At 71.3% G+C, this 24,708-nt stretch carries 24 protein-coding genes; 15 read left to right on the top strand and 9 right to left on the bottom strand.

Annotated features, from left to right (window positions below; genetic code table 11):
* Positions 1–9: 9 nt before the first annotated feature.
* Positions 10–1,563 (top strand): AMP-binding protein, encoded by a 1,554-nt coding sequence (locus QQG74_RS14820; RefSeq protein WP_341720867.1) that lies wholly within the window; start codon positions 10–12, stop codon positions 1,561–1,563.
* Positions 1,560–2,786: a cytochrome P450 gene (locus tag QQG74_RS14825; protein WP_341720868.1), complete on the top strand. Its 1,227-nt coding sequence runs from the start codon at positions 1,560–1,562 to the stop codon at positions 2,784–2,786. The genes QQG74_RS14820 and QQG74_RS14825 overlap by 4 nt, the downstream gene beginning before the upstream one ends.
* A 97-nt stretch (positions 2,787–2,883) precedes the next feature.
* Here the strand turns inward: QQG74_RS14825 and QQG74_RS14830 are convergent, their stop codons facing one another.
* Both QQG74_RS14830 and QQG74_RS14835 read right to left on the bottom strand, forming a co-directional pair.
* Positions 2,884–3,507, bottom strand: a complete 624-nt coding sequence (locus QQG74_RS14830) for a DUF6518 family protein (protein ID WP_341720869.1) — start codon at positions 3,505–3,507, stop codon at positions 2,884–2,886.
* A gap of 35 nt (positions 3,508–3,542) precedes the next feature.
* Complete coding sequence (locus QQG74_RS14835) at positions 3,543–5,021, bottom strand: DHA2 family efflux MFS transporter permease subunit (protein ID WP_341720870.1); 1,479 nt, start codon at positions 5,019–5,021, stop codon at positions 3,543–3,545.
* A 128-nt stretch (positions 5,022–5,149) separates the two neighbouring features.
* Between QQG74_RS14835 and QQG74_RS14840 the strand changes: the two genes are divergently transcribed.
* The 3 genes from QQG74_RS14840 (at position 5,150) to QQG74_RS14850 (ending at position 7,382) form a co-directional block, all read left to right on the top strand.
* Positions 5,150–5,797 carry a TetR/AcrR family transcriptional regulator gene (locus QQG74_RS14840; RefSeq protein WP_341720871.1) on the top strand — a complete coding sequence of 216 codons (648 nt, stop codon included), beginning with the start codon at positions 5,150–5,152 and terminating at the stop codon, positions 5,795–5,797.
* A gap of 162 nt (positions 5,798–5,959) precedes the next feature.
* Positions 5,960–6,607, top strand: coding sequence for a hypothetical protein (locus QQG74_RS14845; protein ID WP_341720872.1), 648 nt, complete (start codon positions 5,960–5,962; stop codon positions 6,605–6,607).
* A gap of 103 nt (positions 6,608–6,710) precedes the next feature.
* Entirely contained in the window at positions 6,711–7,382 is a 672-nt protein-coding gene (locus QQG74_RS14850) for a uridylate kinase (protein WP_341720873.1), read from the top strand.
* A gap of 10 nt (positions 7,383–7,392) precedes the next feature.
* Here the strand turns inward: QQG74_RS14850 and QQG74_RS14855 are convergent, their stop codons facing one another.
* The 4 genes from QQG74_RS14855 to QQG74_RS14870 form a co-directional block, all read right to left on the bottom strand.
* On the bottom strand, positions 7,393–8,052 hold the full coding sequence (locus QQG74_RS14855; protein WP_341720874.1) for a response regulator transcription factor: 660 nt from the start codon (positions 8,050–8,052) through the stop codon (positions 7,393–7,395).
* A complete protein-coding gene (locus QQG74_RS14860; protein WP_341720875.1) occupies positions 8,049–9,443 on the bottom strand; it encodes a histidine kinase in 1,395 nt (464 codons plus the stop codon). The genes QQG74_RS14855 and QQG74_RS14860 overlap by 4 nt, the downstream gene beginning before the upstream one ends.
* A 51-nt stretch (positions 9,444–9,494) precedes the next feature.
* Positions 9,495–11,531, bottom strand: a complete 2,037-nt coding sequence (locus QQG74_RS14865; protein ID WP_341720876.1) for a serine hydrolase domain-containing protein — start codon at positions 11,529–11,531, stop codon at positions 9,495–9,497.
* A gap of 95 nt (positions 11,532–11,626) precedes the next feature.
* Positions 11,627–11,986 (bottom strand): metalloregulator ArsR/SmtB family transcription factor, encoded by a 360-nt coding sequence (locus QQG74_RS14870; RefSeq protein WP_341720877.1) that lies wholly within the window; start codon positions 11,984–11,986, stop codon positions 11,627–11,629.
* A 16-nt stretch (positions 11,987–12,002) separates the two neighbouring features.
* Between QQG74_RS14870 and QQG74_RS14875 the strand changes: the two genes are divergently transcribed.
* The 5 genes from QQG74_RS14875 (at position 12,003) to QQG74_RS14895 (ending at position 17,047) form a co-directional block, all read left to right on the top strand.
* Positions 12,003–12,509 carry an SRPBCC family protein gene (locus QQG74_RS14875; protein WP_341720878.1) on the top strand — a complete coding sequence of 169 codons (507 nt, stop codon included), beginning with the start codon at positions 12,003–12,005 and terminating at the stop codon, positions 12,507–12,509.
* 134 nt (positions 12,510–12,643) lie between these two features.
* The gene (locus QQG74_RS14880) at positions 12,644–14,770 is read left to right on the top strand and encodes a hypothetical protein (RefSeq protein ID WP_341720879.1); all 2,127 of its coding nucleotides are present in this window, start codon (positions 12,644–12,646) and stop codon (positions 14,768–14,770) included.
* A gap of 690 nt (positions 14,771–15,460) precedes the next feature.
* Complete coding sequence (locus QQG74_RS14885) at positions 15,461–16,228, top strand: Scr1 family TA system antitoxin-like transcriptional regulator (protein WP_341720880.1); 768 nt, start codon at positions 15,461–15,463, stop codon at positions 16,226–16,228.
* Complete coding sequence (locus tag QQG74_RS14890) at positions 16,219–16,410, top strand: DUF397 domain-containing protein (RefSeq protein WP_341720881.1); 192 nt, start codon at positions 16,219–16,221, stop codon at positions 16,408–16,410. Before QQG74_RS14885 ends, QQG74_RS14890 begins: the two co-directional genes overlap by 10 nt.
* 13 nt (positions 16,411–16,423) lie before the next feature.
* The gene (locus tag QQG74_RS14895) at positions 16,424–17,047 is read left to right on the top strand and encodes a DUF998 domain-containing protein (RefSeq protein ID WP_341720882.1); all 624 of its coding nucleotides are present in this window, start codon (positions 16,424–16,426) and stop codon (positions 17,045–17,047) included.
* Positions 17,048–17,060: 13 nt separating this feature from the next.
* Here QQG74_RS14895 and QQG74_RS14900 read toward each other — a convergent pair whose 3' ends face one another.
* The 3 genes from QQG74_RS14900 to QQG74_RS14910 form a co-directional block, all read right to left on the bottom strand.
* Positions 17,061–17,888: a zinc ABC transporter substrate-binding protein gene (locus QQG74_RS14900; protein WP_341720883.1), complete on the bottom strand. Its 828-nt coding sequence runs from the start codon at positions 17,886–17,888 to the stop codon at positions 17,061–17,063.
* 166 nt (positions 17,889–18,054) lie between these two features.
* Entirely contained in the window at positions 18,055–18,249 is a 195-nt protein-coding gene (locus QQG74_RS14905; RefSeq protein ID WP_341720884.1) for a hypothetical protein, read from the bottom strand.
* A 58-nt stretch (positions 18,250–18,307) separates the two neighbouring features.
* Positions 18,308–18,844 carry a helix-turn-helix domain-containing protein gene (locus tag QQG74_RS14910; RefSeq protein ID WP_341720885.1) on the bottom strand — a complete coding sequence of 179 codons (537 nt, stop codon included), beginning with the start codon at positions 18,842–18,844 and terminating at the stop codon, positions 18,308–18,310.
* 287 nt (positions 18,845–19,131) lie between these two features.
* On the opposite strand from QQG74_RS14910, the gene QQG74_RS14915 reads away from it, so the two are divergent.
* From QQG74_RS14915 to QQG74_RS14935, 5 genes are read left to right on the top strand one after another with little or no spacing between them, the layout of a single operon-like run.
* Positions 19,132–20,742 carry an ABC transporter substrate-binding protein gene (locus QQG74_RS14915; protein WP_341720886.1) on the top strand — a complete coding sequence of 537 codons (1,611 nt, stop codon included), beginning with the start codon at positions 19,132–19,134 and terminating at the stop codon, positions 20,740–20,742.
* Between the two features lie 11 nt (positions 20,743–20,753).
* Entirely contained in the window at positions 20,754–21,845 is a 1,092-nt protein-coding gene (locus tag QQG74_RS14920; RefSeq protein ID WP_341720887.1) for an ABC transporter permease, read from the top strand.
* Positions 21,842–22,759, top strand: a complete 918-nt coding sequence (locus tag QQG74_RS14925; RefSeq protein WP_341720888.1) for an ABC transporter permease — start codon at positions 21,842–21,844, stop codon at positions 22,757–22,759. Before QQG74_RS14920 ends, QQG74_RS14925 begins: the two co-directional genes overlap by 4 nt.
* A complete protein-coding gene (locus QQG74_RS14930) occupies positions 22,759–23,928 on the top strand; it encodes an ABC transporter ATP-binding protein (protein WP_341720889.1) in 1,170 nt (389 codons plus the stop codon). Before QQG74_RS14925 ends, QQG74_RS14930 begins: the two co-directional genes overlap by 1 nt.
* Complete coding sequence (locus QQG74_RS14935) at positions 23,852–24,700, top strand: ABC transporter ATP-binding protein (RefSeq protein WP_341721240.1); 849 nt, start codon at positions 23,852–23,854, stop codon at positions 24,698–24,700. The genes QQG74_RS14930 and QQG74_RS14935 overlap by 77 nt, the downstream gene beginning before the upstream one ends.
* Positions 24,701–24,708 lie beyond the last annotated feature (8 nt).

Consider the following 24,708-nt stretch of genomic DNA (forward strand, 5'->3'; position numbering starts at 1 on the left):
GAGGCGGGAATGGCGCAGTACCTGACCTCCATCGTGGCCGCCCGGCCCGACGACGAGGCGATCGTGGGCCCCGGCGGTACGCGGACCTGGCGGGGCCTGGACGCGCGGGTGAACCGCTGGGTGCACCTGCTGCGCGGGCTCGGACTGGGCCGGGGCGACCCGGTGGCGATGGTCATCGGCAACCGGGTGGAGACGTTCGAGGCGATCCTGGCCTGCCTGCACGCCGGGCTGGTGATCGTACCGGTGAACTGGCACCTGACCCCGGCCGAGGCGGCGGCGATCGTCGCCGACGCCGGGTGCGCGGCGGTGCTCGCCGAGCCGGCCACGGCGGCGCTGGCGGCGGAGAGCGTGGCGGCCCTGCCCGAGCCTGCCAGGGTCCGGGTCCGGCTGGTCACCGGCGAGCGTGACCGGTCGGGGCTGTGCGCGGTGGAGCCGCTGCTGGCCGAGACCCGCGACACCGAGCCGGACGATCAGCTCTCCGGCACGATCATGATGTACACGTCGGGCAGCACCGGCCAGCCGCGCGGCGTACGCAACAACCTGTTCGTCGAGGGTGCCTCGCCGCGCCGGCTGGCCCGGCTGCTGGATTACGCGGCAAGCGTGCTGCGGGTGCCGGGCGACGGCGCGTCGGTGCTCCAGGTCGGACCCTGGTACCACTCGTCGCAGCTGTACTTCGCGCTGATGCCGCTGCTGCGCGGCTGCCGGCTGCTGCTGCACGAGCGCTTCGACGCGGCGGCGGTGCTCGCCACGCTCGCCGCCGAGCGGGTGGCCGCCTGCCATCTGGTGCCGACGCAGCTGATCCGGCTGCTCGGGCTGCCGCCGGAGGTCCGGGACACCTTCCGGGCCGACCGGCTCAACGTGGTGTGGCACGGCGGTGGGCCCTGCCCGCCGCAGGTCAAGCGGGCGATGATCGAGTGGTGGGGGCCGATCCTGCTGGAGTACTACGGTGCCACCGAGGGCGGGGTGGCCTCGCTCATCGACAGCACCGAGTGGCTCGCCCGGCCGGGCAGCGTGGGCCGGGCCGCGCCGTACACCGAACTGCTCGTGGTCGACGACGACGGCCGTCCGGTGCCGGCCGGGGTGACCGGCCGGGTGTTCCTGCGCCGGGCCGCCGGTCGCGGCTTCGAGTACCACCGGGCACCCGAGGCCACCGCCCGCGCGCACCTCGGTCCGGGCACCTTCACCTACGGCGAGCTGGGCCACCTCGACGAGGACGGCTATCTCTACCTGGTCGGGCGGGCGAAGGACCGGATCGTCTCCGGCGGGGTCAACATCTATCCGGCGGAGATCGAGGCGGTGCTGCTGCGGCACCCGTGGGTGCTGGACGCGGCGGTGATCGGGGTGCCCGACCCGGAGTTCGCCGAACGTCCACTGGCGCTGGTGGAGCCGCACCCGACCGCCGAGGCGGGCGACGACCTGGCGACCGTGCTGGAGGCGCACTGCCGGCGGCACCTCGCCGGGTTCAAGGTGCCGCGCGCGTACCGGGTGGTCTCCGCCCTGCCCCGGGACGCCAGCGGCAAGCTGCGCAAGGCCGAGCTGCGGCGGCGCTGGGGGAGCCGATGACCGGTCAGGTGGCGCTGGCGGCCCCGTCGACGTACGGGCACGCGGTGCCGTACGCGGAGTTCGCCCGGCTGCGCCGCGAGGCGCCGGTCAGTTGGGTCGAGGAGCCCGAGCGGCTGCGGCACAGCTCGGCCGGACTGGTCCGTGAGCGGGGTCCCGGCTACTGGGCGGTGACCACGCACGCGGCGGTGAACACGGTGTCCCGGGAACCGGGAATCTTCTCGTCGGGGGAGCGCGGCGCGTTCCTGGTCGACCCTCGGACCCGGGCCGACCTGGAGTTCACCCGACAACTGCTGATCAACATGGACGCGCCGCAGCACACCCGGATCCGCCGGGTCGTGTCGTCGGTGTTCACCCCACGGGCGGTGTCCCGGCTGCGCGACAGCATCGCCGCGCACGCCGCCACGGTCGTCGCCGACGTACGGGCCAGGGGCACTTTCGACGCCGTCACCGACCTGGCCGCGGAGCTTCCGCTGCTGGTCCTCGCCGACCTGCTCGGCGTGCCGCGCGAGGACCGGCACCTGTTCTACCGGTGGAGCAACAACCTGGTCGGCTTCGACGATCCCGAGTACGGCGGTGCCGACGTCGACGCGTACCGCCGGACGTTCTTCGAGGCGTTCCAGTACGCGCTGCGGATCGCCGACGACCGGCGCAACCACCCACGCGACGACCTGGCGAGCCGGCTCGCGGTCGCCGGTGGCCTCACCGACCGGCAGTTCTGCCAGTTCTGGTTGCTGCTGATCGTGGCCGGTAACGAGACCACCCGCCACCTGATCGGCGGCAGCCTCCGGGCGCTTGTCGAACATCGCGCGCAACGCGACCGGTTGATCGCCGAGCCGGGCCTGCTCGGTACGGCCGTCGACGAACTGGTCCGCTACGTCTCGCCGGTGATGCAGTTCCGGCGTACCGCCACCAAAGATGTCGAGTTGGCCGGGGCGCACATCCGGGCCGGCGACAAGGTGGTGCTCTACTACGTCTCGGCGAACCGGGACGAGACGGTCTTCGATGACCCCGATCGGCTGGACCTGGCCCGTACGCCCAACCCGCATCTGGCCTTCGGCATCGGCTCGCACTTCTGCCTCGGCGCGCACCTGGCCCGGTTGGAGCTGACCCTGCTGCTGGAGGCGCTCGGGCCGCACCTGGCCACGTTGCAGCAGACCGGTCCGGTGGTGCGGCTGGAGTCCGCCTTCGTCAACGGTGCCAAGTCGATGCCCTGCCGGATCTGAGCCGCGCCACCACCCGGGTCCGGACGGCGGGTCGCGGCCGGGTCCGGACGGCGCGCCGCGGTTGGCTTCGGGCGGCGGGTCGCGGCTGGCTTGCGGGTCAGCGGAAGCCGGCCAGGAGGAAGGCGGCGAGGCCAGCCAGGGCCAGCGGTACGGCCGTGGCCAGGGCGAGCCCTCGCTGCCGGTTGGTCCGGCCGGCCAGGGCCACGACCAGCAGGCCGAGCGCGGTCTTGAGCAGGGCGTCCCAGAGTGGATCGATCCCGTAGCTCGGCTGACCGATCCGGCGGACCTCCAGCCCCGCCTCGGCGAACAGCACCGCGCCGGGTAGCGCGGCTCCCACCACCGACCGCCAGCCCGCGTCCCGGGCCCAGGTGCCGGCGATGCCGAAGATCGTGCCGGCCAGCACGCCGAAGGACATCCAGAGCAGCGATGTGGGCGCCCACACCATGGACCAGTTGTCACCCTGGATGAGTGCCGCCGCGACGTAGTAACTGGGCACCGCCACGACGAGCCCGACCGCCGCGCCGGCCGCTGCCCGCCACCGACCCGACCGCACCCAGTAACCGAAGGCAAAGGCCGCAACCGCCCAGACCGCGCTGGAGTTGCCCAGGTTGCCGACCGGGTACGGCAGGTACTTGATCCAGACGAAGTCGAGGAAGCCGAGCAGGAAGCCGCCGACTACCGCGACGAGAGCCACCCGCCGGTGCTCAGGTTCAGAACGCATGGGGGAGGAGCATACCTAGTATGCATGAGTGATCGTCAACGGCGGACAACCGGATCGTCGCCGGCGGCAGGCACGCCGTCCGGTGACTCCGACGCCGGCCGCCGCCCACCTCCGGCGCCGCTGGTGCCGTCGGGGCTGCCGGGCAGCAGGCTGCTGCCAGCGAGGATGACGAACGCGCAGCCGGCGATCCACAAGTATCCGGCGCGGAATCCGCGAGCCGGGTCGGTTCCGCCCACGACGTCGATGAGCAGTGCGATCACGGCCACGCCGATCGACGCGCCCAACTGGTTCAGCATGTACAGCACCGAGCTGCCCTGGGGCACCTGGTGGCTGGGCAGCGTGCGGTAGAGCGAGCCCATGGTGGGGGCACCGACGAACCCGAGGCCGGCGCCGATGACAAAGGCCCACCAGGCCAACCGGGGCGCGCTCCCGTCGCCGGTCTGGGCCAGCGCCACTGCTCCGAGGAAGGCGACCAGCGCTCCCGGAAGCGCCAGGCGACGTGCGCCCACGCTGTCACTGAGCCGGCCAGCCACCGGCATGGCCAGCACGGAACCCAACCCCATCGGCGCGACGAGCAGTCCGGCGGTCAGGGCGGCACCGGCGTGACCGTACTGCTGTTGGTAGTGCAGCGGCAGGATGAACAGCGTGGAGAAGGTGGCGACACCGACGAGCCCCTGAACGGTGACGCTGGCGGCGAAGCCGCGGCTGCGGAAGAGGCGTAGATCGATAAGCGGTGGTGCCTTCCTCGCCCCCAGGGCGTGTCGGGCGTAGCCGAGCAGCGCGACGACGCCAACCGCGAGTGGCGTCAGTACCTGCCATGCCGCGAACTCGCCGGCTGCGGCGACCTGGGAGAGGGCCAGCACGATCGCGGCCACTCCGGGACCGGCCAGGGTGAGTCCCACGAGGTCCAGGCGATGGCGTGTGGTCAGGTCCGGGTTGTCGGCCGGCACCACGCGGAGGGCTAGCGCGAACGCCAGCAAGCCGATCGGGATGTTCACCAGGAACATCCAGCGCCATCCGGCGGTGTCGAGCAGCGCGCCACCGAGGACCGGCCCCAGCACTGGCCCCAGGGGCAGTACGGCGCCCATGAGACCCATCACCCGCCCGGCGCGCTGCGGGCCGGCCGCCCGGGCGAGGAGGACCAGCACCAGCGGATCGAGAATGCCTGCGCCCACACCCTGCGCCAGGCGGAAAGCGATCAAGCTCGCCATGTTCCAGGCGAGACCCGAGGCCAACGAGCCCAGCAGGAACAGCGCCAGCCCGGCCAGCCACAACCGCTTCGCACCGAAGCGGTCGACCGCCCAGGTGGTGATCGGGATGGTGCTGGTCAGCGCGAGGAGGTAGCCGGTGGATGCCCAGCCGATCGCACTGACCGAAGTGTCGAACGTCGCGGTGAGGGTGTCGATTGCGACGGCCATCATCGTGCCGTCGAGGATGCCCATCATGCCGCCGAGCAGCACGACCCCGACCAGCCTGAGCAGCGCCGGGTCCAGCCGATCGTCCGAGCGCTTCACCTGAACTCCTCAACCAAACAGAATGAACCAGCGGGTTCAAATTAGTCGGTCGGCTGGCGGCCCTCAAGGGGTGGGTACAAAGAATTGAACCTGCCGGTTCATCTTGTTGGACAGCGTAAGCTTGCCGCGTGGCGGATGTGGCAGGTCGTACGGACGGCGGCGGCTCGACCCGGCGCGGGCGGATCGACAAGCGACACGCCATCCTCGACGCAGCCTTCGTCGTCTTCGCCGAGAAGGGGTACGCGCAGGCATGCGTCAAGGAGATCGCTGCGGCGGCCGGAGTGGCCAAGCCCACGGTCTACAACCACCTCAGCGACAAGGAGAACCTCTTCCGGCACGCGATCGAGGCGGCCTCCGGTGCGCATCTTCAGCAGCAGCTGGCGGCGCTCGGCCGGCTGGCCGATCCCGAAGCGGATGTGCGTACCGCCCTGTCGCGTGTGGCCAGCGAACTCGCCCGGTCCGGCTGTGCCGAACGAGCCTGGGCCCTGCGGCGACTGCTGTACGCAGAGGCGTCGCGGTTCCCCGAACTCCTCGACACCGGAGCCGGGCCGTACGCCGATCGGCTCGCCGAGGCGCTGGCCGACCGCCTCGCCCGGCTGGCATTGGCCGGCCGGCTGCGGATCACCGACCCGACTCTGGCCGCCGAGCAGTTCCTGGCGTTGATCACCGGACCGTTGCAGCGCCGCTCGCGGTACGGCACCCGGGCCCCTTCGGCGGCGGAGCAGCAGGAGATCGCCGATGCCGCCGTGGACACCTTCCTGGCCGCGTTCGGCTGATTGTCAACGCGCTCGCCGTCGCGACAGAAGGACGCGATCGCCATCGGCCGCGCCGGGGGTGTGGGGAGTTGTCCCGGTTGGGTACGTCGTTACCCAAGCGACAGCGGTGGTTGAGGTGCACCGGCCGGTCGGCCGGTCGGCCGCCGCTGCGAGAGGAGCGCGATGATGTCGATGCGTAACTGGCTCGCCGGAGCCGGTCTGGTGGCGTTGGCCGTTTCGACGGGTGCCTGCGGCGGCACCTCCTCGGACGACGTGACCTCCGATCTGACCGCCACCCCGACCAGCGCAGCGACCTCCGCCGCCCGCACCGAAAGCGCACCGGCCACCTCGGCGCCGGCGGCGAACTCGCCGGTGCTCTCCGGCGACCGGCAGGTGACCATCACCCTGGTCGACGGCTTCGAGGGCGGCCTGTCGCTCACCGACGAGGGGCGGCTGGGCCTGGTAGACGGCGACGAGGGCCGGCAACTCTTCGTACCGACGCCGCTGAGCGGGCAGGAATTTCTGATCAGGTCGTACCGGGGCGCCGGTGGCGGGCCCGGCACCGGCGAGCCGGCCTGCTGGCAGGTGCAGAACCCGGGCAACAGCCAGCCGCTGGTCGTGCAGGGCGCCGACTGCGACGAGAACGAGGCGCACCAGCGGTTCACCATCGCCCCCGTCGAGGGCACCGAAGAGGCGTACGTGATCAGCAACAGCTCGGCGTACCTCTTCCACTCCTCGAACTCCGGGCTGATCCTGGAGGAGCTGGGCGACTCCGACCCGATGAGCAGCTTCCGCTTCAACGACAACGGACCGGCACCCGAGCAGAGCTGACCGTGGCGAGGAAGTCAGACGGTGACGGCCGCCGCCGGGAAATCCGCACCCGCACGAGCTGAGCGATCAGGTCCAGCCCGGCAGAACAATTGGGGGAAGCCGCATGGGTGAGCGATCGGAGCTGCTGGCGGAGTTGTCGCGGCTGGTGTTGTCGGTGATCCGGCCGCACCCGGTCCGGGTGGCCATCGACGGCTGCTCGGCGGCGGGCAAGACGACGCTGGCCGACGAGTTGGCGGAGGTGCTGCGGGCCCGCACCGAGCGAACCGTGATCCGGGTCGGGATCGACTACTTCAAGCGTGCCGTCGCGCTGCGCACCGCGTACCCGATGGATTCGCCGGAAAGCTACTACCTCGACTCCTGGGACAACGCGGCGATCCGCGACCGCCTGCTGTTGCCCCTCGGCCCCGGCGGGAACCGCCGCTACCGCACCGCGTTGCTGGATCCGGCCGGGGTGACGCCCGCCGACGACGTGCCGCGGGCGGCCCCCGACGACGCCGTCCTGCTCGCCGACGGGGTCTTCCTGCAACGACCTGAGCTGGACGGGTACTGGGATCTGCGGATTTACGTCGACGTCGGCCTGGATACCGTGCTGCGTCGGGGCGTCGCCCGCGACCAGACCTGGATGGGCTCGGCGGCCGAGGCGGAGCACCGATACCACACCAAGTACCTGCCGGGGGAGCGCCGATATCTCGACGAGGTGCGCCCACGCGAGCGCGCCCAACTGGTCGTGGACAACGAGGATCCGGCGAGACCGGTGCTGACCGTACGGATCTGACGGGTCCTGGTCAGCTGGGCGCCACGCCGTTCTGGTAGGCCCAGACCACCGTCTGCAACCGGTCGCGAGCGCCGATCTTCGCCATCGCGCGCCCCAGGTGCGACTTGACCGTGCTGGTCTCGATGAAGAGTTCGGTGCCGATCTCGACATTGGAGAGTCCCCGGGCGAGCAGGCCGATGATCTCGATCTCCCGCGCGGTCAACTGGTGCGCCGCCGCCGCGTCGGCGGCCCGGGGAGCGGGCCTGCGCCGCGCGAACTCCGAGATCACCCGTCGGGTCACGGCCTGGTCGACAAGGCCCTGACCACTGGCGAGCCGGCGTACCGCGTCGATCAGATCCTCGGGTTCGCAGTCCTTGAGGATGAAGCCGCTGGCACCGGATTCGAGCGCGCCGAAGACGTACTCGTCGAGGTCGAAGGTCGTCACCACCAGAACCGCCGGTGGCGGCTCGGCCGCGTCCGCGACGATCCGGCGGGTCGCGGTCAGGCCGTCGCCGCCGGGCATCCGGACGTCCATGCAGATCACCTCCGGCCGCAGCCGGCGGGCCAGGTCGACCGCCGCGGTGCCGCTGGACGCCTCCGCGACGACCTCGATGTCGCCCGCCTGCTCCAGGATGACGCGGAAGCCGGCGCGGACCACCGCCTGATCGTCGACGAGCATCACCCTGATCATTCGCCGTTCTCCTCCTTGGCCGTCGTCGCGAATCGATTGTCGTCCCGGGTCGGCAGTCGTACGCTGACCGACCATCCGCCCGCCGCCGTCGGACCGGCCGTGAACCGCGCGCCGATCAGCTGGGCCCGCTCCCGCATACCCACCAGCCCCACCCCGCTGCCGCCGGCCGACGGCCCGAAGCGTCGCGGCGCCGGGCCGTTGACCACCTCAAGCCGGATCTCGCGGGGCAGGAAGCGAAGTTCCACCCGCACCGGTGCGCCCGGTGCGTGCTGGCGGGCGTTGGAGAGCGACTCCTGCACCATCCGGTAGAGCGCGACGTCGGCGATCGGCGAAACGTCGCGCTGCTCCCCGTCCCGGATCAGTTCGACCGGGCCGGCGAGCCCGTCCGCGGTTCGTACCAGCTCGTCGAGCATGGCCAGCCCGGGCACCGGCACCGGCACCGTGCCGTCGCCACCGTCGTCCCCTGGCCGGCCACGTAGCACACCCACCACCAGCCGCAGGTTGTCGAGGGTCTCCTTGCCCTGTGTCCGGATCCAGGCCACCCCGGCCTGTGCCGCCGACGGATCACGGTCGATCAGCCGTTGCACCGCCGAGGCCTGCACGATCATCCCGGAAAGGTGGTGGGCGGCCACGTCGTGCAGTTCCCGGGCCATCCGGGATCGCTCCGCCCCGATCGCCGCCTGCACCCTGGCCTGCTGCGCCACGATCGCCTCCTCGGCGTGCTGCCGGATCAGCTCCAGGTTCCGTCGTCGGGTGGCGACGTAGCCGCCGACGAAGGTGGCGCCGAAGTAGACCAGGACGGTGGCGGTGAAGTGGCCGACGGCCGTCAAGAACAGGTTGCTGCCGGCCGGGCCGGCGACCAGCGCGCCGGAGGTGCCGGCCAGGCCGGTGGCGACCAGCGCGCCGGAGGAGCCGGCCAGGCCGGTGGCGACCAGCGCACCTGTCGTGTCCACCGCCACCGCCGCCCCGGCGGCCAGCAGCGCCGGCCGGAGTGGCAGCAGCGACCCGACGGTGTAGGCCGCGACGAAGGGCGCGAGGCCACGGATCGTCGCGTCCGGTAGAGAGCTGCCGGTGACGACCAGCTGGAGGCCGACGACGAGCGCGAGGCAGAGCAGCGGGCGGACCCGACGCAGGCAGAGCACCATCGTCTGTACGCCGGCGACGGCGCTGACCAGCCAGGCCCACGTCGGGTCGAAGATGAGCCCCTCGGCCGGGGCCACGACCCGGAACAGCAGTGCCAACATGAGGAACGTGAGGACGGTGAGGACCGTCGCGAGCAGGCAGTCGCGGGCGAACCGCCCGGTGATACCGAGTCGGCTGAGCCGTTCGTCGAGCCACCACGTCGACCGGGGCACATCGGGTTCGGCCGTGACGCCGGTGTCGTCCCTCATGTCATCAGCTTCCTTGCTCCGAATCGTTCCGGGTCAGGCGGGTCGGCCCGGTCAGTAGGAGATGCTCGGGGCCAGCAGCCGGAACTCGACGGCGAACCAGCCGACGCCGACGAGTGCGAGCAGGACCAGGCCGCTGCCGACGACCCGGGACCAGCCGACCCGACGGCGTACGTCATCGACCAGCCGGACGGCGGCGGGCAGCACGCCGAGCAGCCCGATCAGTTGCAGCACCTGCACGGTACGCAGGACGGCACCGGGTACGTCGGTCAGACTCATGATGGCGATGACGCTCAGCACCCAGCCGAGCAGCGCCAACACGGTGGCGCCGACGGCGACGCGACTCAGGATCCGGGCGGTACGCCCGGTCCGGTCCCGCCCGGGGCGGCCGAGGCGACGGCGGACGATCGCGGCGATCGGCCACACCAGGATGGTGAGCAGGAGCACGAGGGTCGATCCGGCGATCACCGGGACGGCAACCGCCGAGCTGCGCGCGGGCTCGACCGGCAGCAGCGTGATCACGGGGTCGACAGCGATCGCGTCGACGCTGTCGTCGGTCACCCGCATCGCCACCGTGCGCTGCCCGCCGACCTCGCGCCACACCCACGGCGCGACCTCCTCGTACAGGGCCGGGCTGTCGGAGAGCGGCGCGGGCTGGAACAGCAACCGGTTCCCGTCGGCAACGCTGATCTCGGTCCGGCCGACCAGGCCGATCACGGTCAGGAAGTTGCTGCGCATGCCCCGGGAACTCTCGTACGTGCCGGCGGCCAGCGCGGCGTGCTCGGCGGTGGTCGCCGGGTCGACGGTGCCGGCGGTGGGGACGCTGCGGGCGGGGAAGTAGCGGTCGGCGAAGCCGTCGAGCACCGCCTGGCGCAACTTGATGCTGTCCAGCCCACCGTTGCCATTGCTGTTCAGCGAGATGAAGATGCCGGCCCGCTCGTCGGGGTAGATCTGTAGATGGGAGTGGAAGTAGAGGGTGTCGCCGCCGTGTCCGACGATGCGCCGGCCGTTGCGGCTCTCGTCGAAGAAGCCGAGCGCCATCCGGGGGCCGTCGGCGAGCGTGCCGAGCGAGGTGGCGTCGAGCGCTGGGCGCTGCATCAGCTCGCGGGTGGCCGGCTCGAGCAGCGGTTCGGCACCCACCGGTTCGCCCAACTGGGCGAGCATGAACCGGGCCATGTCGGTGGCCGGGGCACTCAGCGCGCCGGCCGGGGGAGCGCCGACGATCTCGAAGGGGCGGGCCGGCGAGGCGGCGTTGTCGTACCCGTTCGACATTCGGTCGGCCAGTGGCGCGGGCAGCGGCTGCTCGAAGCTCGACGAGGTCATGCCGGCGCGGGCCAGGACGTTGGCGGCGACGTACTCCTCGAAGCGGACGCCGCTGACGTGCTCCACGAGATAGCCAGCCAGCGCGTTGCCGTAGTTCGAGTACGCGGGCACCGTCCCCGGCTGGTAGATCTGCTCCGGCGGGTCGGTCATCAGGGCCTTGCGCAGGTCGACGCGGGTGCCTTCGGCACCGATCAGCCCGGCGATCCGCTCCTCGAAGCCGGGGGTGTGCGTCAGCAGGTGGCGCAGGGTGATCGGCTGCTCGTAGCGGCGAGGCAGGGTGAAGTCCAGGTAATCCTCGATGTTCCGGTCGAGGTCGAGGTCGCCGCGCTGGACGAGCTGCATCGCGGCGGTGGCGGTGAAGAGCTTGGCGACCGAACCCACCCGGAACAGGTGCCGATCAGGGTCGACCGGCACCGCGCCGGTGCCGCCGTCACCGGTGTCGGCGTGACCGTACCCCCGGGCGGTGAGGATCTCACCGTCGTCCACGACGGCGACCGTGGCTCCGGCGATGCCGGTGCGTTGCAGCGCGGCCGGCAGCAGCCCGTCGAGCCAGGCGTTGACGTCGGCGGCGTTCAGGGCCGCCGGGTCGGTCGGCGTACCGGGTGCGGGTGGATTGGCGACGATCGGTGCCGGGCGCGGCTGCGCCGACATGCCGCAGCCCGCGGCGGCGAAGACGATGGCGATCGCCGTTGTCAGGGCCGCGCCGAGCCGGACGCGGCGCGACGCGGACCGGGGTGCGGGCGGTCGGCATAGGTGTTGGGGAGACATGAGCCAAGCCTGCGGGAATCGCCGCACCACGCCATCTGGCGCAGGATCGCATTCGACTTACGACCTGAGTCGCAATCTGCGGTGCCCCGGCAGGATCAGGAGGCGGGCGGTTCGAGGTCGGCCCGGAGCGTGGCGAGCAAACCGACCGCCGCGTGGGCGTACTCGCCGATCCAGCGGTCGTGGATGTGTTTGATCGGCAGCGGGTCGAGGTGGTTCCACCGCTCCCGGCCCTTGCGCTGGGCGATGACCAGCCCGGCGGCGTCCAGCACCCGTAGGTGCTGCATCACCGTGCAGCGGTCCAGCTCCGGGAAGCGGTCGCACAGGTCGCCGGTGGTGCGCGGCTGGTCCTTCAACAGGTCGAGGATCCGTCGTCGGGTGGCGGACGCCAGCGCCTTGAACACACCGTCCTCGTCGATCGGCTCGGCGTTTGTCGGGCGGTCCGGTCGGGCTGACATGTTATAAACATATAACATGTCAGCGCCACGGGAGGAGATCAACATGGACCTGCGGTTCAAGGTCGCCGGACGGATCAGCCGGCCGGTGCACGAGGTGTTCGAGGCGGTCGTCGACCCGGACCAACTCTCGAAGTACTTCACCACCGGCGGGGCCAAGGGCCGGCTCGCCACCGGCGCCACCGTCACCTGGGACTTCGCCGACTTCCCCGGCGCGTTCCCGGTCGAGGTGGTCGAGGTCGAGCCGGACCGGCGGATCGTGCTGCGCTGGGAGGCCGCCGACGGTCCCCAGTCGACCAGCGATGAGCCGATCGCCGGCGCGACCTACTTCACCACCGTCACCATCGAGTTCGAGTCGCTGGCGGACGACCGCACCCTGGTCACCATCGCCGAGGAGGGCTGGCGGCAGACCCCCGAGGGCCAGCGGGCCTCCTACGGCAACTGCGAAGGCTGGACCAACATGCTCTGCTGCATGAAGGCGTGGCTGGAGCACGGCATCACGCTGCGCACCGGCTTCTACGTCTGACCACCGAGGCGGGCCGGGGCAGTGACCATGCCGGTGACGCCCTCGGCCCGCAGCGCCACTGCGCGGTGACCACTGCGCAGCGCCACTGCGCGGTGACCACTGGCCGGATGACTTTCCTGCGATAATCCTCATCGATGGGACGCAGAGTGTGGTGGGCCGCCATCCTGGTCGCGCTGAGTGTCGGCCTGTTGGCGGGGCTGCGACTGGGCTGGCTCGACTGGGTCGTCGCGGAACAGCACCCGGTACGCAACGCCCTGGCGGTGATCGGCGGATTGGTGGGCGCGGTCGGTGCGGTCTATCCCCTGATCCAGGGGCGCCGTGATCGCCGTGACGGCCGGCGGACCGACCTGCTCGACAGCCTGGCGCTGGCGATGACCAGGCGTTGGAAGGAAGAGGCGGAACTGCGCGGACTGCGACACGGCGCACTGCCGATCCGGTGGAGGCTTGCCGAACGGAAGGTGGCGCCCGGCATTCGGGCCGCCCTCGCGATCGGTGCCCAGGCCCGCTTCGCCCCGCTACCCGGCCTGCACCGGGTCACCGGGGCTGCCCTGCGCGACGGCGGCGGGTTGCGCGACCTGTACCGGGTCTACGGCGGGCTTGCCTCGGGTCGGGTGCTGCTGACCGGTGAAGGGGCGTCCGGCAAGACAGCCACCGGGGTGCTGCTGCTCCTGACCGCCCTTCAAGCGCGAGCCAAGGCCGCCGACCACGAGCGGCCGGACATCCCGGTACCGGTGCTGCTGGAGCTGCGGGACTGGCGGGTGCCGGACGAATCAGTGGCCGACTGGGCCGCGCGAGCGCTCGCGCAGAGCGAACGTCTGGTCCGGGACCGCACCGGCCGGCAATGGGTGAAGCAGATGCTCCAGGACGGCAGAATCGCCCTGTTCCTGGACGGATTCGACGAGGTCGACGCCGCGGTACGGCACGTCATGGTGCGGGAGCTGAACAAGGCACCCTTCCGGCTGGTGGTGTTCTCGCGTCCGCAGGCTGCCGTGCAGACCGCCTCGCGGCACCCGTTGAGTGGCGCGCTCGGGCTCGCCCTGCAACCCGTCACGGCCAAGGAGGCAGCGTCCTACCTGCGGCGTCGGGACCTGCCCGACCCGCCGCCACAAGCGTGGCGGGCCGTCCTCGAGGATCTTGAGGGCGGCCCGGGTGGCCCACTGACCAAGGCGTTGCGCTATCCGCTGGCCGTGAGCCTGCTTCGGGACGCCTACACCGACCACGACCCGGTCGACGAACTGCTCGACCGGGAGCGTTTCCCGACGGTTCAGGCGGTTCACCACCACCTGCTGGACCAGGCGGTCAGGACCGCGTACGGGCCCACCCAACGCCACTGCCGCTACTCCGCCGCGACGGCCGAACGGACGTTACGTTTCCTCGCCCGCCGCCTCGTCGAGGCAAAGACCTACGACCTGGCCTGGTGGCACATCCCCAGCTGGGTCCCGCCGAACCCCGGCGACTGGACGGCGGGGCTCGTTGCCGGCGTGGTTTCCGGGACGGTGGCCACCGCGGTGCACGGGCTCCGGCTGGGACTGACTATCGGTTTCACCATCATGGCGGCGGTGGTCCTGTTCATGTCGAGGAGGCGAGCGGCGCAGCCGCTCGAAACCACCGGGTGGCGGGAAATCTTCAACCGGACGACCCTCCGGTACGGTCTCGCCGTCGGCGGCATCAACCTGGTCGGGATACTGCTCGTGCACGGCGACTCGGCGACCGGCGTCGGGTACGCCGTCTTCTGCGCGATCCTCGGCACGCTTACCACCGCGGTTTTCTTCAGCCCGGCCTCCGATATCGTCGCCGCGATCCCACACATGAGCGCGGCCCTGATGCTCGGCGTCCGGCCGGAAAGGCTGTGGCAGCCCGGCGAGCGGCCACCGCGCAGCGCCATCCGGGCGGTCGGGCCGAAGGAGATGTGGCGGCATCACGCGTACGGGCGGCTCGCCCTCGGGGTTGCCTTCGGCGGTGCCCTCGGTGTCTGGTTCACCCTGATAACCCTGGTCGGCGATGCCGCCGATCCGAAGGCCGCCCTGCTCGCTGGCCTGCCGGTGGCGGTCGCCTTCGGCCTGGTGTGCGGGCCGGCGACAAACATGGCCGTGCTCGCCGGAATGAGCATGGTGCAGCTCAGGCTCACCGAGGGCACGCCCGTCCGGCTACTGTCCTTCTTGGAGGATGCCCGGCGGCGCAACCTGATCCGGGTCGTCGGCCAGGTGTACCAGTTCCGCCATGCCGACCTGCGCGACCGGCTGGCCAGCCGGGCCGGATGACCAGGCTGCCGGAGAGCCGGGTCGGGTGACCGGCCGGCTGACCAGCCGGGCCGGATGACCAGGCTGCCGGAGAGCCCGGTCGGGTGACCGGCCGGCTGGTGAGCCGGGTCGGGTGACCAGGCTGCCGGCCATGCCTCACGGCAGCATGTGGCGGGTGGGGGAGGAGCGGATCGGCACCCCAGCCGGTGAAGCGGCGGTGCAACGTCTGCGGGCGGATCTCGCATCCGAGTTCGGCGAGTTGCTCGGCCGCCTCTTCCTGAAGCGTCGCCAGGTAGATCAGCAGGGAGATCCGGTCCTTGCTGTACTCGGCGAGCAGCCGTACCTTCGCGGGGCCGCACGGCCACGCGCTCCCGCAGACATGGCAGCGCCAGGTGGGTCGCGACGGCAGATGCGCCCGGCAGCGCCCGCTCACCGGTCACCCCGCGCGCCTTCCGGCCCCCGCGACCCCGATCCGCGCCGGCTGCGGCGTACCGGCGAAGGTGCGGCCACCGTCCGCGTCCGCGCCGGCCGGGCCGGCGGTGTCCCCCGGGACGTCGGTACGCCAAGGGCCGGTTTCCGTACGACCACAGCACGTCTCCTCCGTCGAAAAGGGACCATTCCACGATCTACCTTGCCGAGGGTGTATGGACAATCACACAGCGTTCGGTAATGTTTTTTCCCGGCCATTGCTTGGTTATAGGAGGACCGGGGATGAACCACGCTTTTGTTGCAGCGCTTGCCGACGCTGGCCACACGGCGGAGAGCCTGGCCGACCAGCTCGGTGTGCATCCCAAGACGGTGGCCCGGTGGGCGAACCCGGGGCATATCCCGCAGACCCGGCACCGCAACACCGTGGCGGAACTCCTCGGGCAGGAGTCCGAGGCGCTCTGGCCGGACGTGATTCGTCGCCGCGAGCCGGTCTGGTTCCGGCCCTGGGTGGACATCGAACGCGAGGCCATCACCCTGCGCACCTTTGAACTGGCGTGGGTGCCGGGCCTGTTACAGATCGAGGCGTACGCCCGGGCGACGCTTGCGGGCGGGCTGTTGACCGCCGACGCGACGGAGGATCTGGTCGCGGCCCGGCTCAACCGGCAGGCGATCCTGCACCGCGAGCGCGGGCCGCTGCTGGTGGTGGTGCTGGACGAGGGCGTCCTGCGGCGACGGGTGGGCGACAGCAGGGAGCTGATGGCGGCTCAGCTCACGCACCTGCTCGCCTGCGCCGAGCTGCCGAGCGTGCAGCTGCACGTCGTGCCGGCCGACGCACCCAGCTATCCCGGCCTGGACGGCCCCTTCGTCATCGCCGACCTGCCCGGCGGCACCCATGTGGCCCATGTGGACGGTCCCGCCCCGGCGCAGATCCTGGACCAACCCGCCGACCTTGCTAACCTGGAGCGGCGGTGGGAGCGGATCCGTGGCGAGGCGCTTCCCCGGGGCCGGAGCCTGGATCTCGTGAAGGAAGCGGCGGCATCATGGAGCTGACTGGCGCGCGGTGGCGCAAGAGCACGAAGAGCGGCGGCAACGGCGGTAACTGCGTCGAGGTGGCCGACAATCTGTCCGATGTGGTCGCGGTGCGCGACTCGAAGGACCCGGCCGGTCCGGTGTTGACCTTCGGCCCGGTGGCCTGGCGGGCCTTCCTCACCCGGATCGTCGACCGCCCGTGAGCCTGACTCTCCTGTGACGGGGACCAGGAAGCTTCTCGTCTGCGGCATCGTCGGCGCGCTGCTGTTCATCGTGGTGATCGCGGTCAACGGGGTGATCAAGCCCGATTATGATCCGATGAACGACTTCGTCAGCGAGGGCGCAATCGGTCCTGGCGGGTGGCTCCAGATCGCGAACTTCGTGGTCAGTGGCGGCCTGCTGACGGCCTTCTCATTCGGGCTGCGGCGTACCGTCTCGCGATGGACGGCCTGGTTGACGGGGATCTTCGCGGTGAGCCTGGTCGGGGCCGGCGTCTTCGTCTCGGACCCGGTGCCGTCCGACCGGGCGAGCGGCCACGGTGTCGCGCACGACCTCTTCTCACTCGTCGTCTTCGTGGCGCTGATCGCCGCCTGCTTCACCGCCGCCCGGTGGCGACCAACCCCGCTCTGGCGCTGGTACTGCCGGTTCACCGGCGTCGCGGTCGGCGTCCTGGTCATCGCGGCCGGCGGGGTCGACCCGGTCGACGGCGGCGCGGGGTTGCTCCAACGCGGCTCGATCCTGATCGGATGGAGCTGGTTGGCCGTGCTCGCGTGGCGGGCCCGGCCGGTGCGGGAAGTCACCGTCCCGCACCGGCCTGCCACCGTCCCGCACCGGTCCTGACGGACCGGTGCGATCAGGAGGTGAGCGCGGTGGTCAGCCGTTCGGCGTTGGTCCGGAACACCGCGAGCAGATCCAGATCCTTGCCGGGGTAGTTGACGAGCGTTACCCGGGTGGCACCGGAGATCTTCGGGTCCACCTTCGGCGAGTGGGCGTTGATGAGGACCAGCTTGGGCTGCTTGGCGGCCAGGTCCGCCCGCTCCTTCGCGGTGAGCGGCTGCGGCCCGTACACCTCCGTCACCTCGATGCCAGCGAAGGAGCCCCAGTATCCGACGAGCAACTCCGACACCGCCGTGGGCGCCGGATTGGGCAGGGCGGCCTTCGTCTCGCGGGACAACCTGGTGTACTCGGCGTTGAAGGTGCTCAGCCACGCCTTCGCCGCGTCGGAGGTGCCGAACATGGTGGCCAGTCGGGTCACCTCCGTGGTGATCGTCCTGGTGGTGGCCTCGACGGGGAGCACCGTGACGAGTTCGCTGTCGTCGCCGGCCGCCTTGATCAGCCGAGGTGCGAAGCCGTCGCTCTCGGCGTACAGGACGTAGTCGGCGTCGGCGGCGGCCTTCAGGTCGCGCGCCTTCGGTTGGTAATCCGACGGGTGCGCGACGTCGGCCGGAGCAACGAGGGTAACCTCGCTGGCCCCGGCGGCCTTGGCGAGCGCGCCGACCCAGCTGGTCGAGGCGACCACCGTGGGCCCCGGCACGGCCGGCGCGACGGAAGTGCTGTCGGCGGCCGGTGTGGCGGGTACGCCCTGGCCGGTCGGTGTCGGTTCGTCGGTGCTGCCACACCCACTGGCCAGCAGAGACAGGGTCACTACCGCGCTCAGCGCGGCGGCCCGGATCGATCGCATCGTGCTCCTCGGGAATCAGCAAAGATCGCAGCCCGAAGCGACCGAGAGGTGTCCCGGCGGTCAGCTGCGGTCCAGGAGCGTAGCAATCAGCGGCCGACAACACTGACCCGAAATTCCCGACATCAGCCTCGGTCCAGGCCCGCCCAGGAGCGCAGCAACCGTCCACCTACGGAATCGGCCGGTGCCGGATCCGGGGCCGTCGACGACCTCGGTGCGGGTGAGCCAGTGCCTCCGGCAACTCCGCGCTGGAGTAGGGGACCCAGTTCCAGTTGCCCTCGGACGAGAGGGCCGGCCGGGTGAGCACGGAACCGCCGGCCACGTAGTAGAGCCGCGCCTGGGTGCCCCGCGTCTGGTTGTTCACCCACGAGCCGCCCGTGCTGAAGTACGACGGCAGTGTGCGGTGTCCATAGCCGGTGGCGTCACGGGGTGGGTGGGGTGACCGCGATGATCAGGTGGGCCGGCTGGTCGCTGTCGTTGCGGTAGAGGTGCGCCAGGCGTGAGTCGAAGGTGACCGCCTCGCCGGCCGCGAGCAGGTACGACTCGCCGCCGATCTCGGCGACCACCTCGCCGCTACAGACGATGGCGCACTCGGTCGACGGGTGGGCCCAGGGTTCGGCCGAGCTCGCGTCGCCGGGGGCGAGGTGGGCCTGGAGCACCTCCAGGTCGCCACGGCCCGGGGTGAGCCGCTCGTAGGTGATCTGGCCCGGAGGAGCGGTGAGCAGGCTGCGTGCGCCGGCCCGGCTGATGTGCACCGCCGGGGCCTCCGGCTCGGAGAAGAGTGCGGCTATCGAGGTGTCGAAGACCTGGGCGAGCTTTCGCAGGGTGGCCAGGCTCGGGTCGGTGGCACCGTTCTCGATCTGGCTGAGCAGGGCGGGTGACACGTCGGCGGCTGTGGCGAGCTGTCGCAGCGTGAGGGAGTGCTGCTGGCGCAGTTCGCGGAGCCGGTCACCGAGCATGTGAACCTCAATCCGATAACAGTGTGGCTAAAAATGTTTGACCAAGCTACACGGTCTTGTTTAGGGTGGTCAAACAAGAGGCCGGCAGTGTTTGGTATTGCTAGACACGTCGCGTCGAGGCACGAACCGGACGAACGGTCCGGCTACATCCAACCCTGAGACGACTTCCCCTGAAAACCCGAGAGACCGTCACCGGTCACCTGGGCCCGACCGGTGGCAGTGTCCCGGGCCGTCGATGCCTCGCGGATCCGCCCGCCGGACCCGCGCCATACGAAGGTAGGAACAGCATGTCGGTGTCCCCCCGCCGGCTCCGCGCCGGAGCGCTCGCTCTGGCGACGCTGGCCGTCATCTCCACCACCGCCTGCACCGCAGGCGGCAGCGGTGGGAACGCGAACGGTGGTGGCGGTGCCACCACCCTGACCGTCAACACCTCGTTCGTGCTCAAGACCCTCGACCCCGGCCGGGTCTACGAGGCGACCGGCCTGACCGCCGTGCACGCCCTCTACGACACGCTGCTCACCTTCGAGGGCTCCGACGTCGGCACCCCGGTCCCGGCGCTGGCCGAGTCGTACGAGGCGTCCGCAGATGCGAAGACCTTCACCTTCAAGCTCCGGTCGGGCGTCACCTTCTCCGACGGCAGCCCGCTCACCGCCGACGACGTGGTCTTCTCGCTGAACCGACTGAAGAACCTCAAGTCCAGCCCGGCGGTCACGGTCAGCGAGTTGAGCGTGCGCAAGACCGACGACAGCACCGTGGTGGTCACCTCCGCCACCCCCAACCCGAACGTCCCGGTGGTGCTCTCGATGCCCTCCACCGCCGTGCTCAACGCCAAGGTGGCCCAGGAGAACGGCGCCAAGGACGGGGAGGACGCCGCCCAGGGCGACAACGCCCAGCAGTACCTGGACACCAACTCCATCGGCAGCGGCCCGTACGTGCTCAAGTCGTACGAGCCGGAGTCCCAGGTGGTGCTGGAGGCCAACCCCAACTACTGGGGTGACAAGCCGCAGTTCGAGCGGGTGGTGCTGCGCAACATGGACGTGCAGACCCAGAAGCTGACCATGCAGCGCGCCGAGAGCGCCGAGATCTCCCTGGACATCTCCGGCAAGCTGCTCGACGGCCTGCCGCAGACCCTGCTGACCTCCGGCGTGCAGGACACCGTCTACTTCCTCTTCCTCAACGCCGACCCGGCCGTGTCGCCGGTGACCTCGAACCCGAAGTTCAACCAGGCGTTGCGCGCCGCCATCGACTACCAGGGCATCGCCGGCCTCTACGGCCAGGGTGCCGCGCCCGGCGCCGGCCTGGTCGCGCCGGCCTTCCCCGGCACGCTGCCGGAGAACGAGGCGTCCGTCCGCGACGTGGCCAAGGCCAAGGCGCTGCTCGCCGAGGCGAACCTGGGCAACCCGACGGTGAAGTTCAGCTACCCGGCCATCACCTACAAGGGCGTGGACCTGGGCACCGTGGCCACCAAGGTGCAGGGCGACGTCGCCGAGGCGGGCATCACGCTGGAGCTGAACCCGCAGCCGCTTACCACCTTCCTGGACGAGATGCGCGGTGGGAAGATGCCGCTGGGCTTCACCCCGCAGAGCCTGAACTACCCGGTCGCCGACTCGCTGATCAACAACATGGCACCCGGCCAGGCCACCGCGCTGCGTTCGGGCTGGACCGTCGAGCGGGCCGATCCGGCGATCGTGGCCGCCGGTGAGCAGGTCGCCGAGACCCTGGACCTGTCCGACCGGGCCACCGCGATGCAGCAGTGGCAGCGACTGATGAACCAGTCCTCCCCGTACGTGGTGCTGGCCAGCAACTCCTCCACGGTGGTGGCGACCCCCGACCTGACCGGCGCGGACTACACCGCCGCGGGCTGGCAGGTGGACGTCGCCGCGGTCGGCCGGAAGTAGTCGGCCACCACATGACGACGCTGCACAACGGCGAGCCGGGGGCGGTCACCACGACCGCGCCCCGGCCTCGGCCGCGCCGCGTGCACCCGCTGCTGGTCTTCCTGACCAAGCGGCTGGCGATCACCGCCGGGCTGCTGCTGGGCGTCACCGTGGTGACGTTCGGGCTGGTCAACGTGGTGCCCGGCGACCCGGTCACGGCCAACCTCTCCGACCAGGCGCTCAACGACCCGGCGACGGTGGCGGCCTTCCGCGAGAAGTGGGGACTGGACCAGCCGCTCTGGCAGCAGTACCTGCACTACCTGGGCAACCTGGTCCGCGGCGATCTGGGCATCTCGCAGCAGACCGGCCGTTCGGTCCTGGACGACCTGGTGCGGTACGTCCCGGCGACCATGGAACTGGCCATCCCCACCATGCTGCTGGCGTTGCTGATCGGCACCGGCATCGGGATGCTCGCGGCGGTCCGCAACGGCCGGTTCACCGACCAGCTGGTTCGCGTCGGATCCCTGCTGGGCCTGTCCACCCCGCCGTTCTGGCTCTCGCTCGTCGTGCTCTACGTCTTCTTCTACCAGCTCGGCCTGGCCCCCAGCGGTGGACGGCTCTCCACCGCGTTCAGCCCGCCGCCCACCGTCACCGGCATGTACACGGTCGACGCGGCGCTGGCCGGGCAGTGGGACGTGGCCTGGGACGCCGCCCAGCACCTGGTCCTGCCGGTGCTGGTGCTTACCTCGCTGACCGTGGCGCTGCTGGTCCGCTTCGTCCGCTCCGCCATGCTGGAAGTGCTCCAGCAGGACTACATCCGTGCCGCGTACGCCAAGGGTCTGCCGACCCGGGTGGTGCTGCGCCGGCACCTGCTGCGCGCCGGCCTGGTCCCGGTGGTCACCGTCTCCGGCCTGGCCTTCGCCTCGCTGCTCTCCGGCACGGTGCTTGTGGAGAGCATCTTCGGCTGGCCCGGCCTCGGCCAGTACGCCTACCGCAGCGCCACCGCCCTGGACCTGCCCTCGATCCTCGGCGTCAGCCTCTTCGTGGCGCTGGTATACACGCTTGTCAACCTGACCGTGGACCTGCTGTACGGGCTCATCGACCCGAGGATCCGGCTGTCATGACGATGATCGCACCCGATCCGGTGGCCCCGGATCCGAAGGTGGACCGGGCGTTGAACCGGCGTCGCTGGCTCGGCCGGCTGCGCGGCGGCTCGACCGGGCGACCGATCTGGCGTCAGCCGATCGCCGCGGCGGCGCTTGTCATCCTCGGTGGATGGCTGCTGGTGGCGATCTGCGCGCCGCTGATCGCCCCGTACGATCCGCTCGCCCAGAGCCCGGATGCGTACGCCCCACCGTCGGCCGCGCACTGGTTCGGCACCGACTCGCTCGGCCGGGACATCCTCAGCCGGGTGATCCACGGCGCCCGGCTCTCCATCCCGCTGGCCCTGGCCATCGTTTCGCTGGCCCTGCTCGTCGGCGGCCTGCTCGGGCTGATCGCCGGCTACCTCGGCCGGCTCGTCGACGAGGCGCTGATGCGCCTGACCGACCTGGTGTTCGCCTTCCCGCAGATCATCCTGGCGATGGCGGTGACCGCCGCGTTCGGCCCGAACACCCGCAACGCGGTGCTCGCCCTGGTGATCGTCTCCTGGCCGGTGTACGCGCGGGTCATCCGCAGCGCGGTGCTCAGCATGCGCGGTGACGACTACCTCTCCGCCGCCCGGCTGCTCGGCGTCGGGCCGGTACGCGCGCTGCGCCGCGACGTGCTGCCCAACAGCACCGGCCCGGCGATCGTGCTGGCCACCCTGGAACTCGGCAACGCGGTGCTGCTGCTCGCCGCGCTCTCCTTCCTCGGCCTGGGTCCCCGCCCACCGGCCGCCGAGTGGGGCTCGATGGTCGCCCTCGGCTCCCAGGACCTGTCGATGTGGTGGGTCAGCGTCTTCCCCGGCCTGGCCATCCTCACCGTCGTGATGGCGTTCAACGTGCTCGGTGACGCGCTGCGTGACCGGCTCGACCCCCGCTACGCGAAGGGACGCTGATGGCACCGCTGCTCGACGTGGACTCCCTCGCCGTCACCCTGCCCGGCCCGCGCGGGCCGCTGCCGATCCTGCACGACGTGTCGCTCACCGTGCACGAGGGCGAACTGGTCGGCATCGCGGGGGAGAGCGGCTGCGGCAAGAGCCTCACCGCGCAGACCCTGCTCGGTCTGCTCCCGCCCGGGGCCGAGGTCACCGGATCGGCCCGGTTCGCCGGCACCGACCTGCTCGGCCTGGACAACCGGGGCTGGCAGCGGATTCGGGGCGCCGGCATCGCGATGGTCTTCCAGGACCCGACCGCCGCCCTGCACCCGATGCTCACCATCGGCCGTCAACTCACCGAGCACATGCGGGTGCACCTGCGGATGGATCGCCGGGCCGCGAACCGTCGGGCGGTGGAGCTGCTCGACCAGGTCCGCATCCCCGACCCGGAACAGGCCCTGCGCTCCTATCCGCACCAGTTCTCCGGCGGAATGCGCCAGCGCGCGGCCATCGCCATCGCGCTTGCCGCCCGGCCCCGGCTGCTGATCGCCGACGAACCCACCACCGCCCTCGACGTCACCGTGCAGGCCGGCATCCTCACCCTGCTCGACCAGTTGCGCGCCGAGACCGGGCTGGCCGTCGCGTTCATCACCCACGACCTCGGCGTGCTCAGCGCGTTGACCACCCGTGGTTACGTCTTCTACGCCGGACGGGTGGTGGAAACCGGTCCCACCGGGGCGCTGCTCACCGCACCCACCCATCCGTACACTGCCGCGCTGCTCGGTGCCCGCCCGCACGGCACCCAGGCGGTCGGCACGCTGCGGCCCATCCCCGGCGGCCCACCGGCGCCGGGGAGGCGCCGCCGGGCTGCCCGTTCCAACCCCGCTGCGGGTACGCCGAACCGTCCTGCGGCACCGCCCCGCCGCCGCTGGCCCCGGCCGGGGCCGACCGGTCGGTGGCCTGCGTGGTCCGCCCGCACCTGGAGGTGGCGACCCGATGACGGATCTGCTGCGAATCTCGGACGTCGAGGTCGAGTACCGCTCCCGGGGACGCGGCCGGGTGCGCGCGGTCGCCGGGGTCAGCCTGGCGGTCGGGGCCGGACAGATCGTCGGCCTGGTCGGCGAGTCGGGCTGCGGCAAGTCGTCGCTGGCCCGGGTCGCGGTCGGGCTGACCGCGCCGAGCGCCGGTGAGGTCCGCTACGCCGGCCGACCGGTCACCCCGCTGGGCTGGCGTCGCCGGCCGGAGCCGGAGATCGGCCTCCAGATGGTCTTTCAGAACCCGTACGCCTCGCTGAACCCCCGGCGCACCATCGGCGCGCAACTGCTCGACGGCGTACCGGCGACGGTGACCGGGTCGGCCCGCCTGGCGCGGGTAGGCGAACTGCTCGACCGGGTCGGCATGCCGGCCGCCGCCGCCGACCGGTACCCGCACCAGTTCTCCGGCGGTCAGCGGCAGCGGCTCGCCATCGCCCGCGCGCTCGCCCCGGAACCCCGCATGATCATCGCGGACGAGCCGGTGACCGCGCTGGACGCCTCCTCCCAGGCCCAGGTGGTCAACCTGCTGGTCGGGCTGGTCCGGGACCTCGACATGGGCATGCTGTTCATCTCGCACGACCTCGCCCTGGTGCACGAGATCGCCGACCGCACCGCCGTGATGTACCTCGGTCGCATCGTCGAGACCGCGCCCACCCGCGAGTTGTGGCGCGACCCGCGCCACCCGTACACCCGGGCGCTCATCGACGCGGTGCCGCAGATCGGTCCCACCCCGCAGCTGCCCGCCACCCTCGCCGGGGAGGTGCCCGACCCGGCCAACGCCCCGACCGGCTGCCGGTTCCGGCCGCGCTGCCCGCACGCCTTCGCCCCCTGCGGCGACCAGCCGCCCACCGTCGAACTCGGCGGACGCAGCGCCGCCTGCTGGCTCAACGACCCCACGGTGGCCCCGGCCGCCGTGCCCGCTCACTGAGGACGCCG

It is taken from the genome of Micromonospora sp. FIMYZ51 (assembly GCF_038246755.1).
Classification (GTDB): Bacteria; Actinomycetota; Actinomycetes; order Mycobacteriales; family Micromonosporaceae; genus Micromonospora.